The sequence below is a fragment of the Pseudoxanthomonas sp. genome (assembly GCF_027498035.1).
Taxonomy (GTDB): Bacteria; Pseudomonadota; Gammaproteobacteria; order Xanthomonadales; family Xanthomonadaceae; genus Pseudoxanthomonas_A.
In genome coordinates this window covers 902,033-923,472 of the sequence record NZ_CP114978.1, presented here as the reverse complement: position 1 = coordinate 923,472, position 21,440 = coordinate 902,033, and the positions used below count along the sequence as shown (strand labels likewise).

Sequence of the window (21,440 nt, the reverse complement as noted above, 5' to 3'; positions counted from 1 at the left end):
GCAGGGCTTGTCAGGAAAGGCCGTGAATCCCCGCTTTCGTGGGGATGACGAGTGTGTAGTAGGTCAAGCGCGCTTCCAGCGCACGCCCTGGGCGGTGTCTTCCAGTAAGACGCCTTCGTCGGCGAGCTGCTGGCGGATGGCATCGGCGCGGGTGAAATCACGCGCCGCCTTGGCGGTGCTGCGTTCCTCGACCAACGCCTGGATGCGGGCATCGTCGTCGCTGGAGGTGCCGCGGTTGAACCAGGCGCTCGGCGACTGCTGCAACAGGCCAAGCGCGAGGCCTGCGCCAAGCAGCTGCGACTTCAATGTCTCGCGGTCCTGGCCTTCGTCGGCCTTGCGGGCTTCGCCGGCGATGCGCGCCACTTCGGCCAGTGCCTGCGGGGTGTTGAGGTCATCATCCAGTGCCGCTTCGATGCTGGCCGGAATGCGGGTTTCCGCTTCCACGTCCGCCAGGTCGCGCAGCGTGCCGTACAGCCGGTCCAGGGTGCGCACGGACTGCTCGATCAGGCCATCGGACCATTCCAGCGGTTGCCGGTAATGCGCCGACAGCAGCGCGTAGCGCAGCGCTTCCGGTGGGTGCTGCTGCAGCAGGTCGTGCACGCGTTCGATGTTGCCGATCGACTTGCTCATCTTGGTGCCGCCGAAGTTGAGCATGCCGTTGTGCATCCAGAACCGGGCGAAGGTCCGGCCGCCATGCGCGCATTCGCTCTGCGCCACTTCGTTTTCATGGTGCGGGAATTGCAGATCCACGCCGCCGGCATGGATGTCGATGGTTTCGCCCAGGTGCGCGGCGGCCATGGCCGAGCATTCGATATGCCAGCCCGGGCGTCCGCGGCCCCATGGCGATTCCCAGCCGGGTAGCGCATCGATGGAGGGTTTCCACAGCACGAAATCGCCGGCATCGCGCTTGTACGGTGCTACGTCCACGCGCGCACCGGCCAGCATTTCCTCCGGATCGCGGCCCGACAGCTGGCCGTACTTGGCGAACGAGCTCACCGAGAACAGCACGTGGCCTTCGGCGGCATAGGCGTGGCCGCCGTCGATCAGCGATTCGATCATGGTGATGATCTGCGGGATGTGCGCGGTGGCTTCCGGCTCGATGTCCGGGGGTACCACGCCCAACGCGGCCATGTCGGCGCGATAGGCGGCGGCGAACTTGTCGGTGATGGTCGAGATCGGCACGCCCTGTTCGGCTGCGGCTGTGTTGATCTTGTCGTCCACGTCGGTGATGTTGCGCGCGTAGCGCAGGTTGCCGAAGCGCCGGCGCAGCAACTGGGCCAGCACGCCGAACACCACCGGGCCGCGCGCATTGCCGATATGCACGTAGTTGTAGACCGTCGGGCCGCACACATACAGGGTGGGGCAGGTCGGTTCCAACGGGGCGAAGGGTTCGACGGTGCGCGACAGGGTGTTGAACAGCTGCAGGGACATGGGGGCAGGCGTTGGAAGCAGGTCTGCGATTCTAGCGAGCCGCCAGGATCGCTGACAGCCCGGATTCAGCCCCGAGTGTTCCGCGCTGCCTACACTGTGCTGTCGTCGACCCCGTCGTCAGTTGCTTATAGTGTTGCTGCATGCCCCGAGCTTTCCGCGCCCTCCTGCTTGCCTGTCTGTCGGCCCCGGTCCCGGCCGCGTTTGCCCAGCAGGCGACGGTGGTTCCGATGGAGAACGTGCGCATCGACTATGCCCAGGTGCTGTCGGTCGAGCCGGTCTACCAGGTCCTGCGCGCCACCCGGACCGAGCAGCAATGCGATCCGCCTGCCGATGCGTCCAAGGACGCAGCCAGCGGCGACAAGCCGAAGGAGGAGGGCCGGATCGCGCGCATGGTCGATTCGGTCAAGGGCATCTTTGGCAGTGACGACAAGGATGACAAGGATGCGGCACGGGCTGATGCCAATGCATCGCCTGCGCCGGTGGCGACCGGGCAGAACTGCCGCATGGTCACGGTCGAGCGCGAATTCCGCAGCCCGATCGCCTATGACGTGGACTACGTCTACAAGGGCACCAAATACCGTTCGCGCCTGGCCGAAGATCCCGGCAACCGGTTGCGGATCCGCGTGTCGGTGATGCCGTACGCCCCTGGCCAGATCCGCGCGGGCAACCCCTAGCGCGTCATGCCGCTTGAAGTGACGCGCGCCAGGCCTTGCGCCACGGTCATGGCCCATGCGAGGATGCGCGCCCTATGAAGACCTCTTCGCACCAGTACGCAAGTTCCGCCCGGATGGCCTCGGGAATGACATCGCGTGCTCGTCGACCGGAAACCTGCAACTAGCTGGGTCACCGGAGGTCGTCGCTTGTTTACCGGAAAAACCCAGCCAACAGGCTGGGTTTTTTCGTTTTCGCGTTACCAAGAAGTTTCAACCGCAACCGCGCATCGCGCGCCGCCCACGCAGTAAGGATGATTCGATGGCCATGAAGCACTTCCTGAACACCCAGGACTGGTCCCGCCCGGACCTGGACGCCCTGTTGACCCAGGCTGCGCTGTTCAAGCGCAACAAGCTGGGCAGCGAGCTGAAAGGCAAGTCCGTGGCACTGGTGTTCTTCAATCCCTCCATGCGCACGCGGACCAGCTTCGAGCTGGGCACCTTCCAGCTGGGCGGCCATGCCGTGGTGCTGCAGCCGGGCAAGGACGCGTGGCCGATCGAGTTCGACCTGGGCACGGTGATGGACGGCGATACCGAAGAGCACATCGCCGAAGTGGCGCAGGTGCTGGGGCGCTATGCCGACATCGTCGCGGTGCGTGCGTTCCCGAAGTTCGTGGACTGGCAGATCGACCGCCAGGACCGCGTGCTCAAGAGCTTCGCCAAGTACTGCCCGGTGCCGGTCATCAACATGGAGACCATCACCCATCCGTGCCAGGAGCTGGCCCACGTGATGGCGCTGCAGGAGCACTTCGGCACCCAGGACCTGCGCGGCAAGAAATACGTGCTGACCTGGACCTACCATCCCAAGCCGCTCAACACCGCAGTGGCCAATTCGGCCCTGACCATTGCCACGCGCATGGGCATGGACGTGACCCTGCTGTGCCCGACGCCGGACTACATCCTGGATGAGCGCTATATGGGCTGGGCCCAGGACAACGTCGACGAAAGCGGCGGCTCGATCCAGGTCAGCCACGACATCAACAGCGCCTACGCCAATGCCGACGTCGTGTACGCCAAGAGCTGGGGCGCGCTGCCGTACTTCGGTAACTGGGGTCCGGAAAAGCCGATCCGCGACCACTACAAGCACTTCATCGTGGACGAAGCCAAGATGGCCCTGACCAACAACGGCGTCTTCAGCCACTGCCTACCGCTGCGCCGGAACGTGAAAGCCACCGACGCGGTCATGGACTCGCCACAGTGCATCGCCATCAATGAGGCCGAAAACCGACTGCACGTGCAGAAGGCGATCATGGCCGCCCTGATTTCGCAATAAACCCCCACTTCTTCGGACGTTTCGATCATGAGCAAGAAAGACATCGTGCTGGCCTTCTCCGGCGGCCTGGACACCAGCTTCTGCATTCCCTACCTGCAGGAAAAGGGCTACGCCGTGCACACCGTGTTCGCCGATACCGGTGGCGTGGATGCCGAGGAGCGCGATTTCATCGAGAAGCGCGCCGCTGAACTGGGTGCGGCCAGCCACGTCACCGTCGATGGCGGCCCGGCGATCTGGAATGGCTTCGTCAAGCCGTTCGTGTGGGCTGGCGAGGGCTACCAGGGCCAGTACCCGCTGCTGGTGTCCGACCGTTACCTGATCGTCGATGCCGCGCTCAAGCGCGCCGCCGAGCTGGGCACCAAGGCCATCGCGCATGGCTGCACCGGCATGGGCAACGACCAGGTGCGTTTCGACCTGGCGGTCAAGGCGCTGGGTGACTACGAGATCGTCGCCCCGATCCGCGAGATCCAGAAGGAGCACACCCAGACCCGTGCCTACGAGCAGAAGTACCTGGAAGACCGTGGCTTCGGCGTGCGTGCCAAGCAGCAGGCCTACACCATCAACGAGAACCTGCTGGGCCTGACCATGTCCGGTGGCGAGATCGACCGTTGGGAAGCCCCGGGCGAAGGTGCCCGCGGCTGGTGCGCGACCCGCGCCGAATGGCCCGAAGCACCGCTGTCGGTGACCCTGACCTTCGTCGAAGGCGAAGCGGTCGCGATTGATGGTGAGAAGCTCGCCGGCGAGAAGATCCTGGCCAAGCTCAACAAGCTGTTCGCGGCCTATGGCGTGGGCCGTGGCGTGTATACCGGCGACACCGTGATCGGCCTGAAGGGCCGCATCGTGTTCGAAGCCCCGGGCCTGGTCTCGCTGCTGGCCGCGCACCGCGCGCTGGAAGACGCGGTGCTGACCAAGCAGCAGAACCGCTTCAAGCCGGAAGTGGCGCGCAAGTGGGTCGAGCTGGTGTACGAAGGCTTCTACCACGACCCGCTCAAGTCCGACATCGAAGCCTTCCTGAAGTCTTCGCAGGCCAAGGTCAACGGTGAAGTCGTGCTGCGCAGCGACGGTGGTCGCGTCGAGGCCGTGGCGGTGAAGTCGCCGCACCTGCTCAACGCCAAGGGTGCCACCTACGCGCAGTCGGCCGACTGGGGCGTGGAGGAAGCCGAGGGCTTCATCAAGCTGTTCGGCATGAGCTCCACCCTGTACGCCCAGGTCAACCACGGCTGATCGACGCCATGACCGTGCTGCGCATCAGCAATGACAAGGGGGAACTCGACGTTCCCCTGATCCACGGATTCCTGCGTAACGCGTACTGGTCCAGGCAGATTCCGCTGGACGTGGTGCAGCGGGCCATCGACGGCTCGCTGTGCTTCGGCGGTTACCTCGATGGCGTGGGCCAGGTGGCGTTCGCGCGGGTGATCACCGACCTGGCGACCTTCGCCTATCTGGCCGATGTGTTCGTGCTGCCCGAGCATCGAGGCCAGGGTTACAGCAAGCAGCTGGTGGTTGCGATCCTGGGCCATCCGCAGCTGCAGGGCCTGCGCCGCTTCATGCTGGCCACCTTCGATGCGCACGGGTTGTACGCGCAGCACGGGTTTTCCGTGGTGGAACGCCCGGAACGGCTGATGGAAATCGTCGACATCGACATCTATTCCCGGGCCACGGCCTGACCTTTCGCGCCACACAAGACTTCTGCAATGACCACGCTTCTCGACAGTACCCTGACGCACCTGGAACAGCTGGTGTCCTTCGATACCCGCAATCCGCCGCGTGCGATCGGCACCGATGGCATCTTCGATTACCTGCGCGCCAACCTGCCCGGGTTCAACGTGGAAGTGATCGACCACGGTGCGGGTGCAGTCAGCCTGTACGCGGTGCGTGGCACGCCGAAGTACCTGTTCAACGTGCACCTGGACACCGTGCCCGATTCGCCGCACTGGAGTGCCGATCCGCACGTGATGCGCCGTGAGCCTGATCGCGTGGTCGGCCTGGGCGTGTGTGACATCAAGGGCGCGGCGGCGGCGCTGCTGGCCGCGGCCAACGCCGGTGATGGCGATGCGGCGTTCCTGTTTTCGTCCGACGAAGAAGCCAACGATCCGCGCTGCATCGCCGCGTTCCTGGCCCATGGGCTGCCGTACGAGGCGATCTTGGTCGCCGAGCCGACCATGAGCGAAGCGGTGCTGGCCCATCGCGGGATCAGCTCGGTGCTGATGCATTTCGCCGGGCGTGCGGGCCACGCATCGGGCAAGCAGGATCCGTCGGCCAGTGCGCTGCACCAGGCGATGCGCTGGGGTGGCCGCGCGCTGGACCATGTCGAATCGCTCAGCCATGCGCGCTTCGGTGGGCTGACCGGCTTGCGCTTCAACATCGGCCGGGTCGAAGGTGGGATCAAGGCCAACATGATCGCGCCGGCGACCGAGCTGCGATTCGGCTTTCGTCCGTTGCCATCGATGGACGTGGACCAGTTGCTGGAAACCTTTGCCGGTTTCGCCGAGCCGGCTGCAGCAAGCTTCGCCGAGACCTTCCGCGGCCCGAGCCTGCCCTCGGGCGACATCGCCCGCGCCGAGGACAAGCGCCTGGCCGCGCGCGACGTGGCCGATGCGCTGGACTTGCCGATCGGCAACGCGGTCGACTTCTGGACCGAGGCCTCGCTGTTTTCCGCTGGCGGTTACACCGCACTGGTGTACGGCCCGGGCGACATCGCCCAGGCGCATACGGCTGATGAGTTCGTGACGCTGGAGCAGCTGCAGCGCTACGCCGAATCGGTCCACAAGATCATCAATGGCGCGCCGTGATCCGCCTGCCGCACGCCTGATCCGTTCGTCCCTTTGCACAAGCCGACGGCTTCGCGCCGCCCGTCACCCTCAAGAGTCCCGCCGCACACCGTGAACATCACTGTCACCAACGCCCAGACCCGCCAGACCATCGTGCGCTTGCTTTCGAGCATGGCCAGCGCGAAGGAAATCAGCCAGTACCTCAAGCGTTTCTCGCAGCTCGATGCCAAACGCTTTGCGGTGGTGAAGGTGGGCGGCGCGGTGCTGCGCGACGAACTGGAAGACCTGACTTCGTCGCTGACCTTCCTGCAGGAAGTCGGCCTGACCCCGATCGTGCTGCACGGCGCCGGCCCGCAACTGGATGCCGAGTTGTCTGCCGCCGGCATCGTCAAGCAGACCGTCGGCGGCCTGCGCGTGACTTCGCCCGAAGGCCTGGCGATCGTGCGCAAGGTGTTCCAGGCCTCCAACCTGAAACTGGTCGAAGCGTTGCAGGCCGCCGGTGCGCGCGCCACGTCGATCACCGGCGGCGTGTTCGAGGCCGATTACCTCGACCAGGACACCTACGGCCTGGTCGGCGAGGTCAAGGGCGTCAACCTGGCGCCGATCGAAGCCAGCCTGCAGGCCGGTTCGATCCCGGTGATCACCAGCCTGGGCGAAACTCCGTCCGGGCAGATCCTCAACATCAACGCGGACTTCGCCGCCAACGAGCTGGTGCGCGAATTGCAGCCGTACAAGATCATCTTCCTCACCGGCACCGGTGGCCTGCTGGACGAGCAGGGCAAGGTGATCGACTCGATCAACCTGTCCACCGAATACGACCACCTGATCGCCCAGCCGTGGATCCACGGTGGCATGAAGGTCAAGATCGAACAGATCAAGGACCTGCTGGACAAGCTGCCGATGGAGTCGTCGGTGTCGATCACCCGGCCCGCGGACCTGGCCAAGGAACTGTTTACCCACAAGGGCTCGGGCACGCTGGTCCGTCGCGGCGAGCGTGTCCTCAGGGCGACCTCGTGGGATGAACTGGACCTGCCCAAACTGAAGGCGCTGATCGAATCCAGCTTCCGCCGCAGCCTGGTGCCTGATTACTTCGAGAAAACCAAGCTGCTGCGCGCGTATGTGAGCGAGAACTACCGCACCGCGATCATCCTCACCGATGGCGACGGCATGGTGTACTTGGACAAGTTCGCCGTGTCCGACGATGCGCAGGGCGAAGGCCTGGGCCGCGCGGTCTGGAACGTGATGCGCGAGGAAACCCCGCAGCTGTTCTGGCGTTCGCGCCACAACAACCAGATCAACATCTTCTACTACGCCGAGTCCGACGGCTGCTTCAAGCAGGAGAAGTGGAAGGTGTTCTGGTACGGCATGGACAACTTCGAGCAGATCCAGCAATGCGTGGCCCATTGCGCGACGCGCCAGCCCACGCTGGAAGGTTGAGCATGGGCATTGCGCAACTCCCTGACACCTGGCGCAGCGTGCCGACCCTGCGCAGTCAGCATGTCACGCTGGTGCCGATGGGCGCCGAACACGCCGATGGCCTGCGCGCGATCGTCGCCGACGGCGTGCTGCCGGCGCTGTGGTACACCGGCGTCCCCAAGGCCGAGGCGATCGACGGCTACATCGCCACCACGCTGGCCTCGCAGGCGCGTGGTGAATGCCTGGCGTTCGTGGTGCTGGATGCGCAGGGCGAGGTCGCTGGCAGCACGCGCTTCTACGACCTGGATGCGACCGTGCCGCGGCTGAGCATCGGCTACACCTGGTATGCGCCACGCGTGCAGCGCACGGGCCTGAATAGCGAGGCCAAGCGGCTGCTGCTGGGCCATGCCTTCGATACGTTGGGCGCGGCGTCGGTGGTGTTCGAGACCAGCTGGTTCAACCACGCTTCGCGCACGGCCATCGCGCGGCTCGGTGCGCGCCAGGATGGCGTGCTGCGGGCCCACAAGCGTCACGCCGACGGTTCGATCCGCGACACCGTCATCTTTTCGATCCTCGATCACGAATGGCCGGCTGTCAGGGCCCACTTGCAGCACCGCCTGGACAAACACGCATGACTTCCAAGACCTCGTACACGGTTGGCATCATCGGCGCCCGTGGCCATACCGGCGCGGAGCTGATCAAGCTGATTGCCGCGCACCCGCAGCTGGAACTGGCGTTCGTGTCCTCGCGCGAACTCGCAGGCCAGGCCGTGGCCGACCACAGCGACGCCTACACCGGCACGCTGCGCTACGAAAACCTGGATGCCGACGCGGCCGCGGCCAAGGGCGCCGACGCGGTGATCCTGGCGCTGCCCAACGGCAAGGCCGAGCCCTACGTCAAAGCCATCGACGCAGTGGCGCCGCAGACGATCCTGGTCGACCTGTCGGCCGATTACCGCTTCGATCCGTCCTGGTATTACGGCCTGCCGGAGCTGACCCGCGACAAATACACCGGTTCGAGGCGCATCAGCAACCCGGGCTGCTACGCCACCGCAATGCAGCTGGCGATCGCGCCGCTGCTGGACCAGCTGGCCGGGCCGCCGCAGTGCTTCGGCGTGTCGGGGTATTCCGGTGCCGGCACCACGCCTTCGGACAAGAACAACCCGGAGCTATTGCACGACAACCTGATGCCGTACGCGTTGGCCAACCACATGCACGAGCGCGAAGTCTCCGCCCAGTTGGGTGTGCCAGTGGAGTTCATGCCGCACGTGGCATCGCATTTCCGCGGCATCACCATGACGGTCAACCTGTGGCTGCTGCAGCCGATGGCACGCGAGGAGGTCAAGGCGCGTTTCGAAGCACGCTATGCCGGCGAGCCGCTGCTCGAAGTGGTTGATGACGCGCCGTGGGTGAGCCAGATCGCCGGCAAGCATGGCGTGCAGATCGGTGCCTTCACTACCGCACCTGGCAACAAGCGCGTGGTGATCGTGTCGACCCTGGACAACCTGCTCAAGGGCGCCGCCACCCAGGCGATGCAGAACCTCAACCTGGCCCTGGGCCTGGATGAGCTGACCGCGATCCCGCACTGACCCCTGATTTTGTAGAGCGGAGCTTGCTCCGCTGGGCCTTTGCCCGGAAAGCAGCGGAATCCCCAAAAGGGGATTGCAACAAGCTCCGCTCTACAAGGGCGAAGTACCACCATCCAATCCAAGCGCGGTTCGTACCGCCGCTTTCGCAGGAGAAACACCGATGGCAGACCTGTTGTGGCAGAAACCCGGCGTTGCGGTCGATGCCAAGATCCAGACGTTCCTGGCCGGTGACGACGTCATCCTGGACCGCGAATTCTTCCTGTACGACATCGCGGCCAGCAAGGCGCATGCACAGGGCCTGCAGCACATCGGCATCCTGTCGCTGGAAGAGCTGGCTGGGCTGAGCGAGCAGCTGGACCTGCTGGCTGCTGATTTCCGTAGCGGCGCATTCGTGCTGGATGACCGCTTCGAGGACTGCCATTCGGCCATCGAAGCGCGCCTGACCGAACGCCTGGGCGATGCTGGTCGCAAGATCCACACCGGCCGCAGCCGCAATGACCAGATCCTGGTCGCCACGCGCCTGTGGTTGAAGGACAAGCTGCAGCGCGTGGCGCAGTTGAGCCGCGAGGTGGCCAAGGTCGCGCTGGATCGTGCCGCTGCCGAGGAAGCCCTGCCGTTGCCTGGCTATACCCACATCCAGCGCGCCGTGGTGTCCTCGGCGGGCATGTGGTGGGCCGGTTGGGCCGAGGCCTTCATCGACAACGCCACGCGTGCGGCCGACACCTTCAAGCTGGTGGACAGCAATCCGCTGGGCACCGCGGCCGGCTACGGCGTCAACCTGCCGCTGGACCGTGCGCACACGACCGCCGAACTCGGCTTCGCGCGCATGCAGGTTTCGCCGATCTACGCGCAGCTCTCGCGCGGAAAGTTCGAGCTGGCCGCGCTGGAAGCCCTGGGTGCGGCCACGCTCGACCTGCGTCGGATTGCCTGGGACCTGTCGCTGTTCACCAGTGCCGAATACAGCTTTGTCGCACTGCCGGCGCAGTACACCACCGGCAGTTCGATCATGCCCAACAAGCGCAATCCGGACGTGATCGAACTGATGCGCGCGACCCACGCCAGCGTGGCCGCCGCGCGCACAGAGATCGAACAGTTGCTGTCGCTGCCGTCGGGCTATCACCGCGACCTGCAGTCATCCAAGGGCGCGATCGTGCATGGCTTCGGCCGTGGCCTGGCCGCGCTGGAACTGCTGCCGGCGCTGCTGGCCAACCTGGAATGGCGCGAAGACAAGCTGCGCGCCGGGATTGATTCGGGCATGTATGCGACCGACGTGGCGGTCGAGGCGGCGGTGGCGGGCGTGCCATTCCGCGATGCCTACAAGGCGGCTGCGGCAGCGTCCGATACGGCAGGGCAGGGGCGTACGCCGGAAGGCAGCCTGGCGGCGCGGGTGTCGCCGGGGGCGGCGGCGGATTTGAAGTTGGAGGTGTTGGTGGCGCGGTGGGAGGTGTTGGAACCTTGAGCGCATCTGGCGTCGGGTTGAGCAGCCAAGAGCAAGGCTTTCACGCCTGGCGTCGCGAGCTACTTTTGTCTTGGCAAAAGTAGCCAAAACCGCAGGCGCCGACACGAGCCGGCCTTCGGCCGGTTCCCTCCGCTCCTCGCGATGCCGGGCACGGCGCCCAAACTCGCTACGCTCAGACAAGGGCGCCTCTACGGCCCGCCACCGCTCCGGTGCTCGGCCCGCTTTAAGGCGCTGAAGATCAAGGTCAACATCTGAGCAACAGCAACAGCAACAGCAACAGCAACAGCAATAGCAATAGCAATAGCAATAGCAACGAGCGTGGCGAAAGGAGTTTGAGTGACAGGACTTCGCTGCTTCGTTTCAGATCGTCATCCCCGCGCAGGCGGGGATCCAGCGACTTCTGCGATGAAGGTCATCGTGCGAGTCGCACGAACCACAAGGACCACATATGAAGCTGTATCTGGTGATGGCCAGGCGCAAGGAAAACTTTCCGCCTGACGTGGTCGGTCCGCACAAGGACTGGCTGATCAACCTGAAGGTCGAAGGGCAGTTGGAGCGCACCGGCAATTTCAGCGATGGCAGCGGTGGCGCCTACATCCTGAAGAACATCGACAGCCTGGAACAGGCCAGGGCGCTGGTCGCGACTGATCCGCTGGTGTTGCGCGATGCGTCCGAACTGACCGTCTACGAATGGAACACGCCGGGCTGATCCCGGTGTTTGTTGCACTCACCTCCCACTGATCGAGCGTATGAACGACACCGCTTCCCTGGTTGCCACGCCTTTCACCACGCAGTCGATTCCCACTTGGCGCCGCGCGGTGCTGAAGGTCGGCAGCAGCCTGCTGGCTGCCGATGGCGTGGGCCTGTCGCCGAAGTTCGCGCTGGGGCTGGCGCAGTTCGTCTCGGCCAACGTGCAGGCCGGGCGCGAGGTAGTGATCGTGTCTTCCGGTGCGGTCGCGGCTGGGCGCGGGATCGTGCCCAGGGCAGCCGAAGCGGGGGCGCCGATTGCTGCGCGCCAGGCGCTGGCGGCGCTGGGGCAGGCGCAGTTGATCGCGCTGTGGCAGCGGTTCTTCGAGCGCCCGGTCGCGCAGGTGCTGTTGACCCATGACGACCTGCGCAACCGCCGTCGCTATCTCAACGCGCGGGCTACGCTGCTGGAATTGCTGCGCCTGGGCACGCTGCCGGTGATCAACGAGAACGACACCGTCTCGGTGGACGAACTCAAGCTGGGCGACAACGACAACCTGGCCGCCATCGTCGCCGCGCTGGTGGACGCCGATGCCTTGTTCATCGCGACCGATATCGATGGCCTGTACACCGCCGATCCGCGCAGCAATCCGCTGGCCAGACCGCTCGACCAGGTACAGGCGCTGACGCCGGAGGTGTTCGCCATGGCCGGTGGCAGCGGTAGCAGTGTCGGCACCGGTGGCATGCGGACCAAGCTGGAGGCTGCCGCCAAGGCCGGCGCGGCCGGCGTGGAGACCTATCTGTTCAACGGCCGCAATGCAGAGGTGGTGCGCGGCCTGGCGCAGGACCTGCTCAGTGGCACGCGGATCCACGCCGCGCAGACCCGCATCGCCGCGCGCAAGGGCTGGCTGCGGCATGCGCCGGTCGAACCGGGCAGGATCCTGGTCGATGCTGGCGCGGCCAACGCCATGACCGGCAAGGGCGCCTCGCTGCTGCCCGGCGGCGTGACTGCGGCCGAGGGCGACTTCCGTCGCGGTGACATGGTGCTGGTCTGCCTGCGTGATGCGCAGGGTGATCATGCACTGGCACGTGGCATTGCCCAGTACTCGGCCGCGGACATCCGCCGCATCGCGCGTCGCCATTCGCGCGACATCGAAGCCGTGCTGGGGTATAGCTATGGCGAGAACGTGATCCACCGCGACGATCTGGTGCTGCTCCAGTCCTGAGTGGCCAGGCACTGGCCTGGCCGACCCTATTCCAATCCTTCACTGGCAGCACGATGGCATGAGCGACAAGCGGGCCCTCTACGAACGTGCGAAGGCGATTGCGATCGCCGTCAGCCAGTTGCCGGCGCAGGACCGGGCCAACCATTTCGCGGCCGAGTGCGCGGGCGATGCGGAACTGCGCGAGGAGGCCGAATGGCTGCTGGCCGCGATCGAGGCAGAGACCGCGGCCGGCCTGCCTCCGCTGGTGCTTCATGACGCTGATGCCAGCGTCGACCGCAGCGGCCAGCGCATCGCTGCCGGGGGCAGCGACTATCGCATTCTGCGTCGGCTCGGCGAGGGCGGCATGGGCACGGTGTGGCTGGCCGAGCGACGCATGGACGGTGCGACCCAGCATGTCGCGCTCAAGCTGCTGAACGCGCGCGCGGGACAGGACCCGCTGGCGATGCGTCGCTTCGCCGAGGAGCGACGCATCCTGGCTGCCCTGGACCATCCCAACATCGCCCGCCTGATCGATGCCGGGACCATGGCCGATGGCCAGCCCTATCTGGCGATGGAGTACGTACAGGGCCAGCGCATCGATGTCTGGTGCCGCGAAAGGGAGCTCCCGCTGGAACGACGGATGGATCTGTTCACGCGGGTCTGCGCGGCGGTGCAGTACGCGCACCAGCACCTGGTGGTGCACCGTGACATCAAGCCGGCCAACATCCTGGTGGACGCGCGGGGCGAGCCGAAACTGCTGGATTTCGGCATCGCCCGGCTGCTGCAAGAGGACGGGGCCGAGCCGGCGATGCAGACTGCCGCCGACCAGCGGATGCTGACGCTGGCCTATGCCAGCCCGGAGCAGGTGCGTGGCGAATCACTGACCACTGCCAGCGACATCTGGTCGTTGGGGGCAGTCCTGTACGAACTGGCCTGCGGCGAACATCCGTTCGGTGCGGCTGATTCGCTGCTGGCCATGTCCAACGCCATCGTCACCGGGCGCCTGCTGCCGCCCAGCCGCCGACGGACCGCTGGCCAGGCACCGGGCAGAAGCGCCGACTACCGCATTCCCGCGGACGTCGATGCGATCGTGATGAAAGCGATGCGCACGCAGAAGGCCGACCGCTACGCGACTGCCGCGGAGATGGAGCGGGACCTGCAGCGCTTCCTCGAATCCCGCCCGGTCGAGGCGCGACGTGGCGCACTCTGGTACCGCGCGCGGCTGTACCTGAAACGGCATGGCGCGCAGGTGGCGGTGGCCGTGCTGGTCATTGGCCTGTTGTCCGCGTTCTGGATCGAACGCGAGCGCCAGCTGCACCGCGTCGAGCGGGAGCGTGACACCGCACAGGCCCTGGCGGGTTTCATGAGCGGGTTGTTCGAGAACGCAGACCCGGTGCGCAAGCGCGGTGAACGCATCACCGTGGCCGAGGTGCTGGACAAGGGTGTCGCCGATCTTGATGCGGATCGCGGCATGTCCGCGCCTGTGCGCGCCTCGCTGATGTTGGCGATTGGCCGCGCCTACAACGCGCTGGACCGTGGCGACAAGGCGCTGCCGGTGCTCGAACGGGCGCGGGCCCTGCAGGCCAGCGATACGGCCGATGTACTGGAGCGCGGCCGGATGCTGGCGGCGCTGGGGCGGGCGCATTCGATGGTGGTCGGCCTGGAATCGGCCGCGTCCATCGATGCCGAGGCCATCGCCTTGTTGCAGCAGGCGCCGGGTGCTTCGGAGGATGAAATCCTGCGGGTGCGGATCAACCGGCTGTATTCGGAAATCGCGGTCAGGCAGATGCCCCTGGACCGGATTCGCAGCGAACTGTCGCAGATCCTGGCCACGTTGCGCGCGGCTCCCACGCCGGATCGCGAACTGGAAGTCCAGGCGCTGGCGGCACTGAGCATGGCGCAGGCCTCGGGCGGCGACGATGCCGGTGCGATCGCCCGGGCCGACGAGGCGCTGGCCCTTGCGACCCAACTATATGGTGCCGACAACGATGCCGGCCTGCTGTACTACCGCTTCGTGCGTGCGCTGGTGTCGATCCGCACCGACCCGAACGGTGCAGTGGAACGCTACCGCGCCACCATTGCCACCTACGATCGCGCCTATGGCAAAAGCGGGCCTGGCCTGGCCGGCCTGCTGGCCTTCTTTGGCGATGCCCTGATCCAGATCGGCCATCCAGCCGACGCCGAGCAGGCCTTGCGCCGGGCGCTGTCGATTTCCTCGACGTTCGCGGCCATCGCGCCGGATTTCCATCTGAGTACGCAGCTGTCGCTGGTCGAGTCCTTGCTGGACCAGGATCGCCTGGATGACGCTGCGGGCCTGGTCGATGCCGCAATGCCCCAGCTGGATGAGCGGGCGCGTGCTGGCGCCTCGTGGGCGGTCGGCAACCGTCTGCAGGCACTGAATCTGCAGGCCGACCTGGCGGCGCGTCGTGGCCAGGCCCGGCAGGCCGCGAAGCGCTATAGCGAGATCGATGGTGAACTGGCACGGCGACCACCGACCGAACTCACCGACCTGCGCGCCAGCGTGCTGTCCGGAATGGGACAGGCGCAGCTGGTCGATGGGCAGGACGCTGCCGCGCGCGCGGCGCTGACGCGACTCGACGCGCTCAACCGGCAAGTCCACGCACCGGTCTATGCGACCGGCGCCATCGATGCGGTCTGGCTGGAGGCCGCGCTGGCGGCGAAGCGCGGCGATGCTGCCACCGCTGCGCGGCTGGCAGCGCCGGCCGCGGCCATCGCCGAACAACGCTGGGGCGCTGACAATCGTCGCAGCCGCGCCCTGCTGGCCTTGGCTGGGTCCAGGGCAGTCCTGTCGCAGTCGGCTGCCCGCTAGTGGCTGGCTGCAACCGCATTGGTCCTATCATGATGCCGCCCCATTGCAGGACGGCACCGTCAACGAGTGAGCGAGATGACTGACATCAAGACCCAGGCGCTGGCCTGCCGCGAAGCTTCACAGGCGCTGGCCCAGCTTTCGTCCGACGCCAAGACCGTGCTGTTGAACGCGATGGCATCGGCGCTGGAGACCGGACAGGACGTGATCCTGGCCGCCAATGCACTCGACCTGCAGGCTGCGCGCGACAAGGGCATCGGCAGCGCCATGCTCGACCGCCTGACCTTAAACCCCGAACGCATCGCCGGTATCGCTGCGGCCTTGCGTGAAGTGGCCGTGCTGCCCGATCCGGTTGGCCAGGTCACCCGCCAGGATGTGCGCCCCAACGGCATCCAGGTCAGCAAGGTGCGCGTGCCCCTGGGCGTGATCGCGATGATCTACGAAGCCCGCCCCAACGTGACCGCCGATGCCGCGGCGCTGTGCATCAAGGCAGGCAACGGCGTGATCCTGCGCGGTGGTTCGGAAGCCATCCATTCCAATACCGCGATTGCCGAAGCGCTCAAGGGCGCGCTGCGCACCGCCGGCATCGACGAAGCCGCGTTGACCCTGGTCACCGACCTGCGTCGCGAGACGATGCTGGAACTGCTGCAGCTCAACGACATCGTCGACCTGGCCATCCCGCGCGGTGGCGAAGGCCTGATCCGCTTCGTCGCCGAGCATGCGCGCGTGCCGGTCATCAAGCACTACAAGGGCGTGTGCCATCTGTTCGTCGATGCCAGCGCGGACCTTGAACTGGCCGTGCGCCTGCTGGTGGACGGCAAGGTGTCGCGGCCCAGCGCCTGCAACTCGCTGGAGACACTGCTGGTCCACCAGGACATCGCCAGCGACTTCCTGCCGCTGGCGGCCAAGGCGCTGCTGGCGCGCAAGGTGGAGCTGCGTGGCGATGAAGCCACGCGCGTGTTGGTGGCCGAAGCCGGTCCTGCGTCCGATGAGGACTACGCGGCCGAGTTCCTGGACCTGATCCTGGCCGTGCGCGTGGTGCCCGACCTGGCCGAAGCCATCGCCCATATCCGCCACTACGGCTCAGACCACACCGAAGTCATCGCCACGCGCGATGAGGCCAACGCCGCAGCCTTCGTCGCCGCACTGCGGGCCGCAGTGGTGATGGTCAACGCGTCCTCGCGTTTCTCCGATGGTGGCGAACTTGGCCTGGGCGCGGAGATCGGTATCTCCACCACGCGCCTGCATTCCTACGGCCCGATGGGGCTTGAAGCGCTCACCGTCGAACGTTTCGTGGTGCAGGGGCAAGGCCAGACGCGGGCGCTGGTGTAGGCCGGATCGCCGGTTGTTGCGGAGGAAGCTGGTGGGGACAGGGTCGGTTGGCATGTGACCTTACGCGTCAATTTTTTGCGTTACGTCACATTTTTCATCGCTGCGAGGATGGGTCAGGGCGTTAAGGACGCGTGATTCCGGGGTTTCATGGTTGGCATGAATGCTGCGGACACGGGGATGAAATCCATCCCCTGGCCGATCCCGCAATGTCTGATGTCGCTTGTTCCACCCTTGCGCTGGCGCCCGTCGCAGCCGGAGAGGCGCTTACTGCGGCGGAGCTCACTCCGACGCCCCGTCGTTTCTACGTTCCGGTCCGCCTGAAATATGCGCTGGTGCTGTTTTTCTCCGTGCTCTGGACCGGGCTGAGCGTCTATCTGTCGCTGGGCTGGTTGCACGAACTGACCAAGCCGATCGGTTTTGTCGGCGCTCTGGTCGTCATCACGTTCATCGCGTACGTACCGGGTTTCATGAACGCATTCCTGATCGGCTCGGTCCTGGCCGATCGGCGTCCGCCTCGCCTGCAGGTACAGACACAGCCGCCGATCTGCGTGCTGGTGGCCTGCTACAACGAAGGCACCAACATCGCCGAGACCCTGGCCAGCTTTGCCCGGCAGGACTACACCGGTGAGGTGGAAGTGGTGGTCATCGACGATGGCTCCACCGATGACAGCCTGCCCATCGCACAGGCGGCTGCGCGCGAACATGCACGGCCGGGCCTGCAGATCCGGGTGCTGGAGCAGGTGCGTAACGGTGGCAAGTCCAAGGCGCTCAATCGTGGCCTGGCCGACACCACGCAGGCCCTGGTGATCACCGTCGATGGCGACTGCTGCCTGCGCGCCGATGCGCTGCGCAAGCTGGTGGGCCGCTTCCTGTCCGATCCGAAGGGCACCGTCGCGGTGGCTGGCGCGGTGGCTGGCGCGGTGCTGGTGCGCAACTCGCGCGTCAACCTGCTGACCCGCAGCCAGGAGTGGGATTACTTCCACGGCATCGCGGCGGTCAAACGCATCCAGAGCATGTATCACGGCACGCTGGTGGCGCAGGGCGCGTTCTCGCTCTACACGCGCGAGGCCTTGAACGAAGTCGGTGGCTGGCCCGAATGCGTGGGCGAGGACATCGTGCTGTCGTGGGGTCTGCTCAAGACCGGTGCACGCATCGGCTACTGCGAAGATGCTTGCCTGTTCACCAAGGTGCCGACCTCGCTGGGGCAGTTCTCGCGCCAGCGCCAGCGCTGGTCACGTGGATTGATGGAGGCCTTCGCCCGCCACGGCGGCCTGTTGTTCAAGCCGCGCATGACCACGCTCTTCATCTGGTGGAACCTGCTGTTCCTGCCGCTGGACCTGGTCTACACCATCGCTTTCATTCCAGGCGTGGTACTGGCGCTGTTCGGCGTCTACTGGATTGCCGGGCCGATGACCCTGCTGGTCCTGCCGTTGGCGATGATCTGGAACCTGATCATCTTCCGCGTGCAATCGCTGATGTTCCGCAGCCAGAGCCTGAAGGTGCGCCGCAATTTCGTTGGCTTCCTGTTCTACAGCCTGGCCTACACCATGATCCTGCAGCCGGTCTGCGTGCTGGGTTACGCCAAGGAGGCCCTGGGCCTGCGCAAGACCTGGGGGACCAAGTGATGCGGAACCTGATCACCATCGCCGTGCTGGCAGCCCTGGGTGCGCCGGCCTTTGCTGCAGACGACAGCGCGCACCAGGCCGTGCGGGCGGACCTGGTGCTTGGTTCCGATTCCGACGGCAACCAGACGCTTAAGAGCAACCTCGGCTGGGATTGGCGTTATGTCGCGCCGGATCAGTGGAGTGGGGTGCAGGTGCAGGACGCGCGCTTCTCCGGCGACGGCTGGCACAAGCAGGAACAGCGCGTCTATCTGTCTGGCGCAGGCCTGGCTGGCGCCTGGCGCTGGGAGGGGGATGTGGGCAGCAATGGCCATCGCCTGCTGGGCAATGCCTCCATCCACAGCGAGGACGCCTACCGGAAGGAGTTCTTCGTCGAACGCGATGTGCTGGAGACCCAGCGCGGCGTGCGTAACGGCTGGGTGCAGACCTATGCCGGTGGCGCGCTGGACCTGCCCCTGTCCGAACGCTGGAGCGCGACCACGCTCGCGGCGCTGCAGGACTTCGGCGTGGGTGACAACCTGCGCAGCCACCTGCGCGCCAACCTGGTCTACGCGCTGCTGCCACAGCAGGGCATCAGCATGCAGCTGCGCACGCGCTACTACCACGACAGCCACACCGGTGAAGGCGACTACTATGCGCCGGGCACGTATCGGCAGGCGATGGGCGTGCTGGCCTGGCGCCGCTACATCGGCGGGACGCAGTGGTATGCGCGGGCAGGCCTGGGCCGGCAGCAGAGCGGCGATGACGCCTGGCGACAGGCGCGCCTGCTGGAGTTCGGGGTGGAGACGCCACGCTGGAAACAGGCCTGGCTGCGGCTGGATGCCGGCTATACCGACACCCCGGCGATCAACGGCAGCAGCGACAGCGGCTATAACTACCGCTATATGCAGTTGCAGTTGCGCTACGCATTCTGAGGTGGTGCAAGCGCAGGCCGGCAGCGCGCCGAAAGCGTTGGAAGGCCTGCCTGGTGGGGTGCCATCAGTCGGGGTGCCGGCCGGTGGTGGCTCCGCATAGACTGTCGGCTCCGTCATTTTCTGCCTGGAGCTATCGGTCGATGCATCAGCCTGCGCTGCGTCCTTCCCTGTTGTCCCTGCTGCTTGCCGCGGCACTGCCCATGACCGCGTTGGCGCAGACCACGCCGATGACCCCGGACATTACCGGCAAGACCTTCGTCGTGCCGGACGCGGCCAACGACTACATCAAGCGCGTGGTGGAAATCCCGATGCGCGACGGGGTCAAGTTGCACACCGTCATCGTGATTCCCAAGGGCGCCACGCACGCGCCGATGCTGCTGACGCGCACGCCGTACAACGCCGACGGCCGCACCTCGCGGATGGATTCGCCGCACATGCGCGACCTGCTGGCGCAGGGCGATGAAGTCTTCGTCGACGCCGGCTACATCCGCGTGATCCAGGACATCCGCGGCAAGTACGGTTCAGAAGGCGACTACGTCATGACCCGGCCGCTGAAGGGCCCGCTCAACGGCACCAACGTCGACCATGCCACCGATGCCTGGGACACCATCGACTGGCTGGTCAAGAACGTGCACGAGTCCAACGGCAAGGTCGGCATGCTCGGCTCGTCGTACGAAGGCTTCACCGTGGTGATGGCGCTGACCAACCCGCATCCCGCGTTGAAGGTCGCCAACCCGATGAGCCCGATGGTCGATGGCTGGATGGGCGACGACTGGTTCAGCTATGGCGCGTTCCGCCAGGTCAACTTCGACTATTTCACCGGCCAGTTGAGCAAGCGCGGCAAGGGCAGCGCCATCGCCCGCGAAGGCTATGACGACTACAGCAATTTCTTGCGCGCCGGTTCGGCTGGTGACTACGCCAAGGCCGCTGGCCTGGACCAGCTGCCGTGGTGGCATAAGCTGACCGAACACGCGACTTACGACGCCTTCTGGCAGGACCAGGCGCTGGACAAGGTCATGGCGACGACGCCGATCAAGGTGCCGACCATGTGGCTGCAGGGCCTGTGGGACCAGGAAGACATGTACGGCGCCAACCACAGCTACGCGGCGATGGAAGCGCGCGATACCGGCAACGACAAGAACTATCTGGTTATGGGTCCATGGCGTCACAGCCAAGTCAACTATGACGGCAGCAGCCTGGGCGCGTTGAAGTGGGATGGCGACACCGCGCTGCAGTTCCGCCGCGACGTACTACTGCCGTTCTTCAACCAGTACCTGATGGATGGCGCACCCAAGGCCGACACACCGCCAGTGCTGATCTACAACACCGGTGAAAACCACTGGGACCGCCTGAAGGCCTGGCCGCAGGTCTGCGAGCAAGGCTGCAAGATCAAGCCGAAGTCGCTGTACCTGGAGGCCGGCGGCAAGCTGTCCTTCGATGCGCCGCGCGCAGGCCAGGCCGAATACGACGAGTACGTGTCCGACCCGGCCAAGCCGGTGCCGTTCGTGCCGCGCCCGGTGGATTTCTCCGATCGCAGCATGTGGACCACCTGGCTGGTGCACGACCAGCGCTTCGTCGATGGCCGTCCCGACGTGATGACCTATGAGACCGCGCCGCTGACCGAAGACGTCAAGATTGCCGGCCGGCCGCAGGTCAACCTGCAGGCCTCGACCAGTGGCAGCGACAGCGACTGGGTGGTGAAGCTGATCGATGTCGGCCCGGATGAAGTGGCGTCCGACCCGCAGATGGGCGGCTATGAACTGCCGGTGGCACTGACGATCTTCCGCGGCCGCTATCGCGAGAGCTTCGAACATCCCAAGGCGATCACGCCGAACGCGACGCTGGCCTACGACTTCGACCTGCCCAACGCCAACCACACCTTCAAGAAGGGCCACCGGATCATGGTGCAGGTGCAGTCCAGCCTGTTCCCGCTGTATGACCGCAACCCGCAGACCTTCGTCGACAACATCTTCTTCGCCAAGCCGGGCGATTACCAGAAAGCCACCCAGCGCATCTGGCACACCCCGCAGCAGCCGAGCTTCATCAGCCTGCCGGTTGAATAAGCGCTGTCGCCATGCCGGCCACGGTGCCGGTGTGGTGGGTCTCCGGGAAATCCTGATTGGCTGTTGGTGGTTTTCGTATTCGCGTCGTTGAACAACAAACAGGCCCCGACGCATCGCCGCGCCGGGGCCTGTTTTCGTCACT

The 21,440-nt window shown here is 65.7% G+C and carries 17 protein-coding genes; 16 read left to right on the top strand and 1 reads right to left on the bottom strand.

Annotated features, from left to right (window positions below):
* Positions 1-63: 63 nt before the first annotated feature.
* Positions 64-1,431: a cysteine--tRNA ligase gene (cysS, locus tag O8I58_RS04120; protein ID WP_298320921.1), complete on the bottom strand. Its 1,368-nt coding sequence runs from the start codon at positions 1,429-1,431 to the stop codon at positions 64-66.
* A 140-nt stretch (positions 1,432-1,571) separates the two neighbouring features.
* Here cysS and O8I58_RS04115 point away from each other — a divergent pair, with 140 nt between their 5' ends.
* The 16 genes from O8I58_RS04115 to O8I58_RS04040 all read left to right on the top strand — a co-directional run bounded on the left by O8I58_RS04115 (position 1,572) and on the right by O8I58_RS04040 (position 21,298).
* On the top strand, positions 1,572-2,105 hold the full coding sequence (locus O8I58_RS04115; protein WP_298320919.1) for a hypothetical protein: 534 nt from the start codon (positions 1,572-1,574) through the stop codon (positions 2,103-2,105).
* Positions 2,106-2,403: 298 nt separating this feature from the next.
* Positions 2,404-3,414, top strand: a complete 1,011-nt coding sequence (locus O8I58_RS04110) for an N-acetylornithine carbamoyltransferase (RefSeq protein WP_298320917.1) — start codon at positions 2,404-2,406, stop codon at positions 3,412-3,414.
* A gap of 27 nt (positions 3,415-3,441) precedes the next feature.
* Positions 3,442-4,638 (top strand): argininosuccinate synthase, encoded by a 1,197-nt coding sequence (locus O8I58_RS04105; protein WP_298320915.1) that lies wholly within the window; start codon positions 3,442-3,444, stop codon positions 4,636-4,638.
* The gene (locus O8I58_RS04100; protein ID WP_298322719.1) at positions 4,638-5,081 is read left to right on the top strand and encodes a GNAT family N-acetyltransferase; all 444 of its coding nucleotides are present in this window, start codon (positions 4,638-4,640) and stop codon (positions 5,079-5,081) included. The genes O8I58_RS04105 and O8I58_RS04100 overlap by 1 nt, the downstream gene beginning before the upstream one ends.
* A gap of 27 nt (positions 5,082-5,108) precedes the next feature.
* Complete coding sequence (locus O8I58_RS04095) at positions 5,109-6,206, top strand: acetylornithine deacetylase (protein WP_298320913.1); 1,098 nt, start codon at positions 5,109-5,111, stop codon at positions 6,204-6,206.
* A gap of 150 nt (positions 6,207-6,356) precedes the next feature.
* Complete coding sequence (locus tag O8I58_RS04090; protein WP_298322716.1) at positions 6,357-7,622, top strand: acetylglutamate kinase; 1,266 nt, start codon at positions 6,357-6,359, stop codon at positions 7,620-7,622.
* Between the two features lie 2 nt (positions 7,623-7,624).
* On the top strand, positions 7,625-8,236 hold the full coding sequence (locus O8I58_RS04085; protein WP_298320912.1) for a GNAT family N-acetyltransferase: 612 nt from the start codon (positions 7,625-7,627) through the stop codon (positions 8,234-8,236).
* A complete protein-coding gene (gene argC / locus O8I58_RS04080; protein ID WP_298320911.1) occupies positions 8,233-9,189 on the top strand; it encodes an N-acetyl-gamma-glutamyl-phosphate reductase in 957 nt (318 codons plus the stop codon). Before O8I58_RS04085 ends, argC begins: the two co-directional genes overlap by 4 nt.
* Before the next feature lie 160 nt (positions 9,190-9,349).
* Positions 9,350-10,648, top strand: coding sequence for an argininosuccinate lyase (locus O8I58_RS04075; protein ID WP_298320909.1), 1,299 nt, complete (start codon positions 9,350-9,352; stop codon positions 10,646-10,648).
* 448 nt (positions 10,649-11,096) lie between these two features.
* Positions 11,097-11,357: a YciI family protein gene (locus O8I58_RS04070; RefSeq protein WP_298320907.1), complete on the top strand. Its 261-nt coding sequence runs from the start codon at positions 11,097-11,099 to the stop codon at positions 11,355-11,357.
* Between the two features lie 40 nt (positions 11,358-11,397).
* Positions 11,398-12,561 carry a glutamate 5-kinase gene (proB, locus tag O8I58_RS04065; protein WP_298320906.1) on the top strand — a complete coding sequence of 388 codons (1,164 nt, stop codon included), beginning with the start codon at positions 11,398-11,400 and terminating at the stop codon, positions 12,559-12,561.
* Positions 12,562-12,619: 58 nt separating this feature from the next.
* Complete coding sequence (locus O8I58_RS04060) at positions 12,620-15,370, top strand: serine/threonine-protein kinase (RefSeq protein WP_298320905.1); 2,751 nt, start codon at positions 12,620-12,622, stop codon at positions 15,368-15,370.
* Between the two features lie 75 nt (positions 15,371-15,445).
* On the top strand, positions 15,446-16,699 hold the full coding sequence (locus O8I58_RS04055) for a glutamate-5-semialdehyde dehydrogenase (protein WP_298320904.1): 1,254 nt from the start codon (positions 15,446-15,448) through the stop codon (positions 16,697-16,699).
* 332 nt (positions 16,700-17,031) lie between these two features.
* Complete coding sequence (locus tag O8I58_RS04050) at positions 17,032-18,324, top strand: glycosyltransferase family 2 protein (RefSeq protein WP_298320903.1); 1,293 nt, start codon at positions 17,032-17,034, stop codon at positions 18,322-18,324.
* Positions 18,324-19,235, top strand: coding sequence for a hypothetical protein (locus O8I58_RS04045; RefSeq protein ID WP_298320901.1), 912 nt, complete (start codon positions 18,324-18,326; stop codon positions 19,233-19,235). The genes O8I58_RS04050 and O8I58_RS04045 overlap by 1 nt, the downstream gene beginning before the upstream one ends.
* Positions 19,236-19,375: 140 nt before the next feature.
* Positions 19,376-21,298 carry a CocE/NonD family hydrolase gene (locus O8I58_RS04040; protein WP_298320899.1) on the top strand — a complete coding sequence of 641 codons (1,923 nt, stop codon included), beginning with the start codon at positions 19,376-19,378 and terminating at the stop codon, positions 21,296-21,298.
* Positions 21,299-21,440 lie beyond the last annotated feature (142 nt).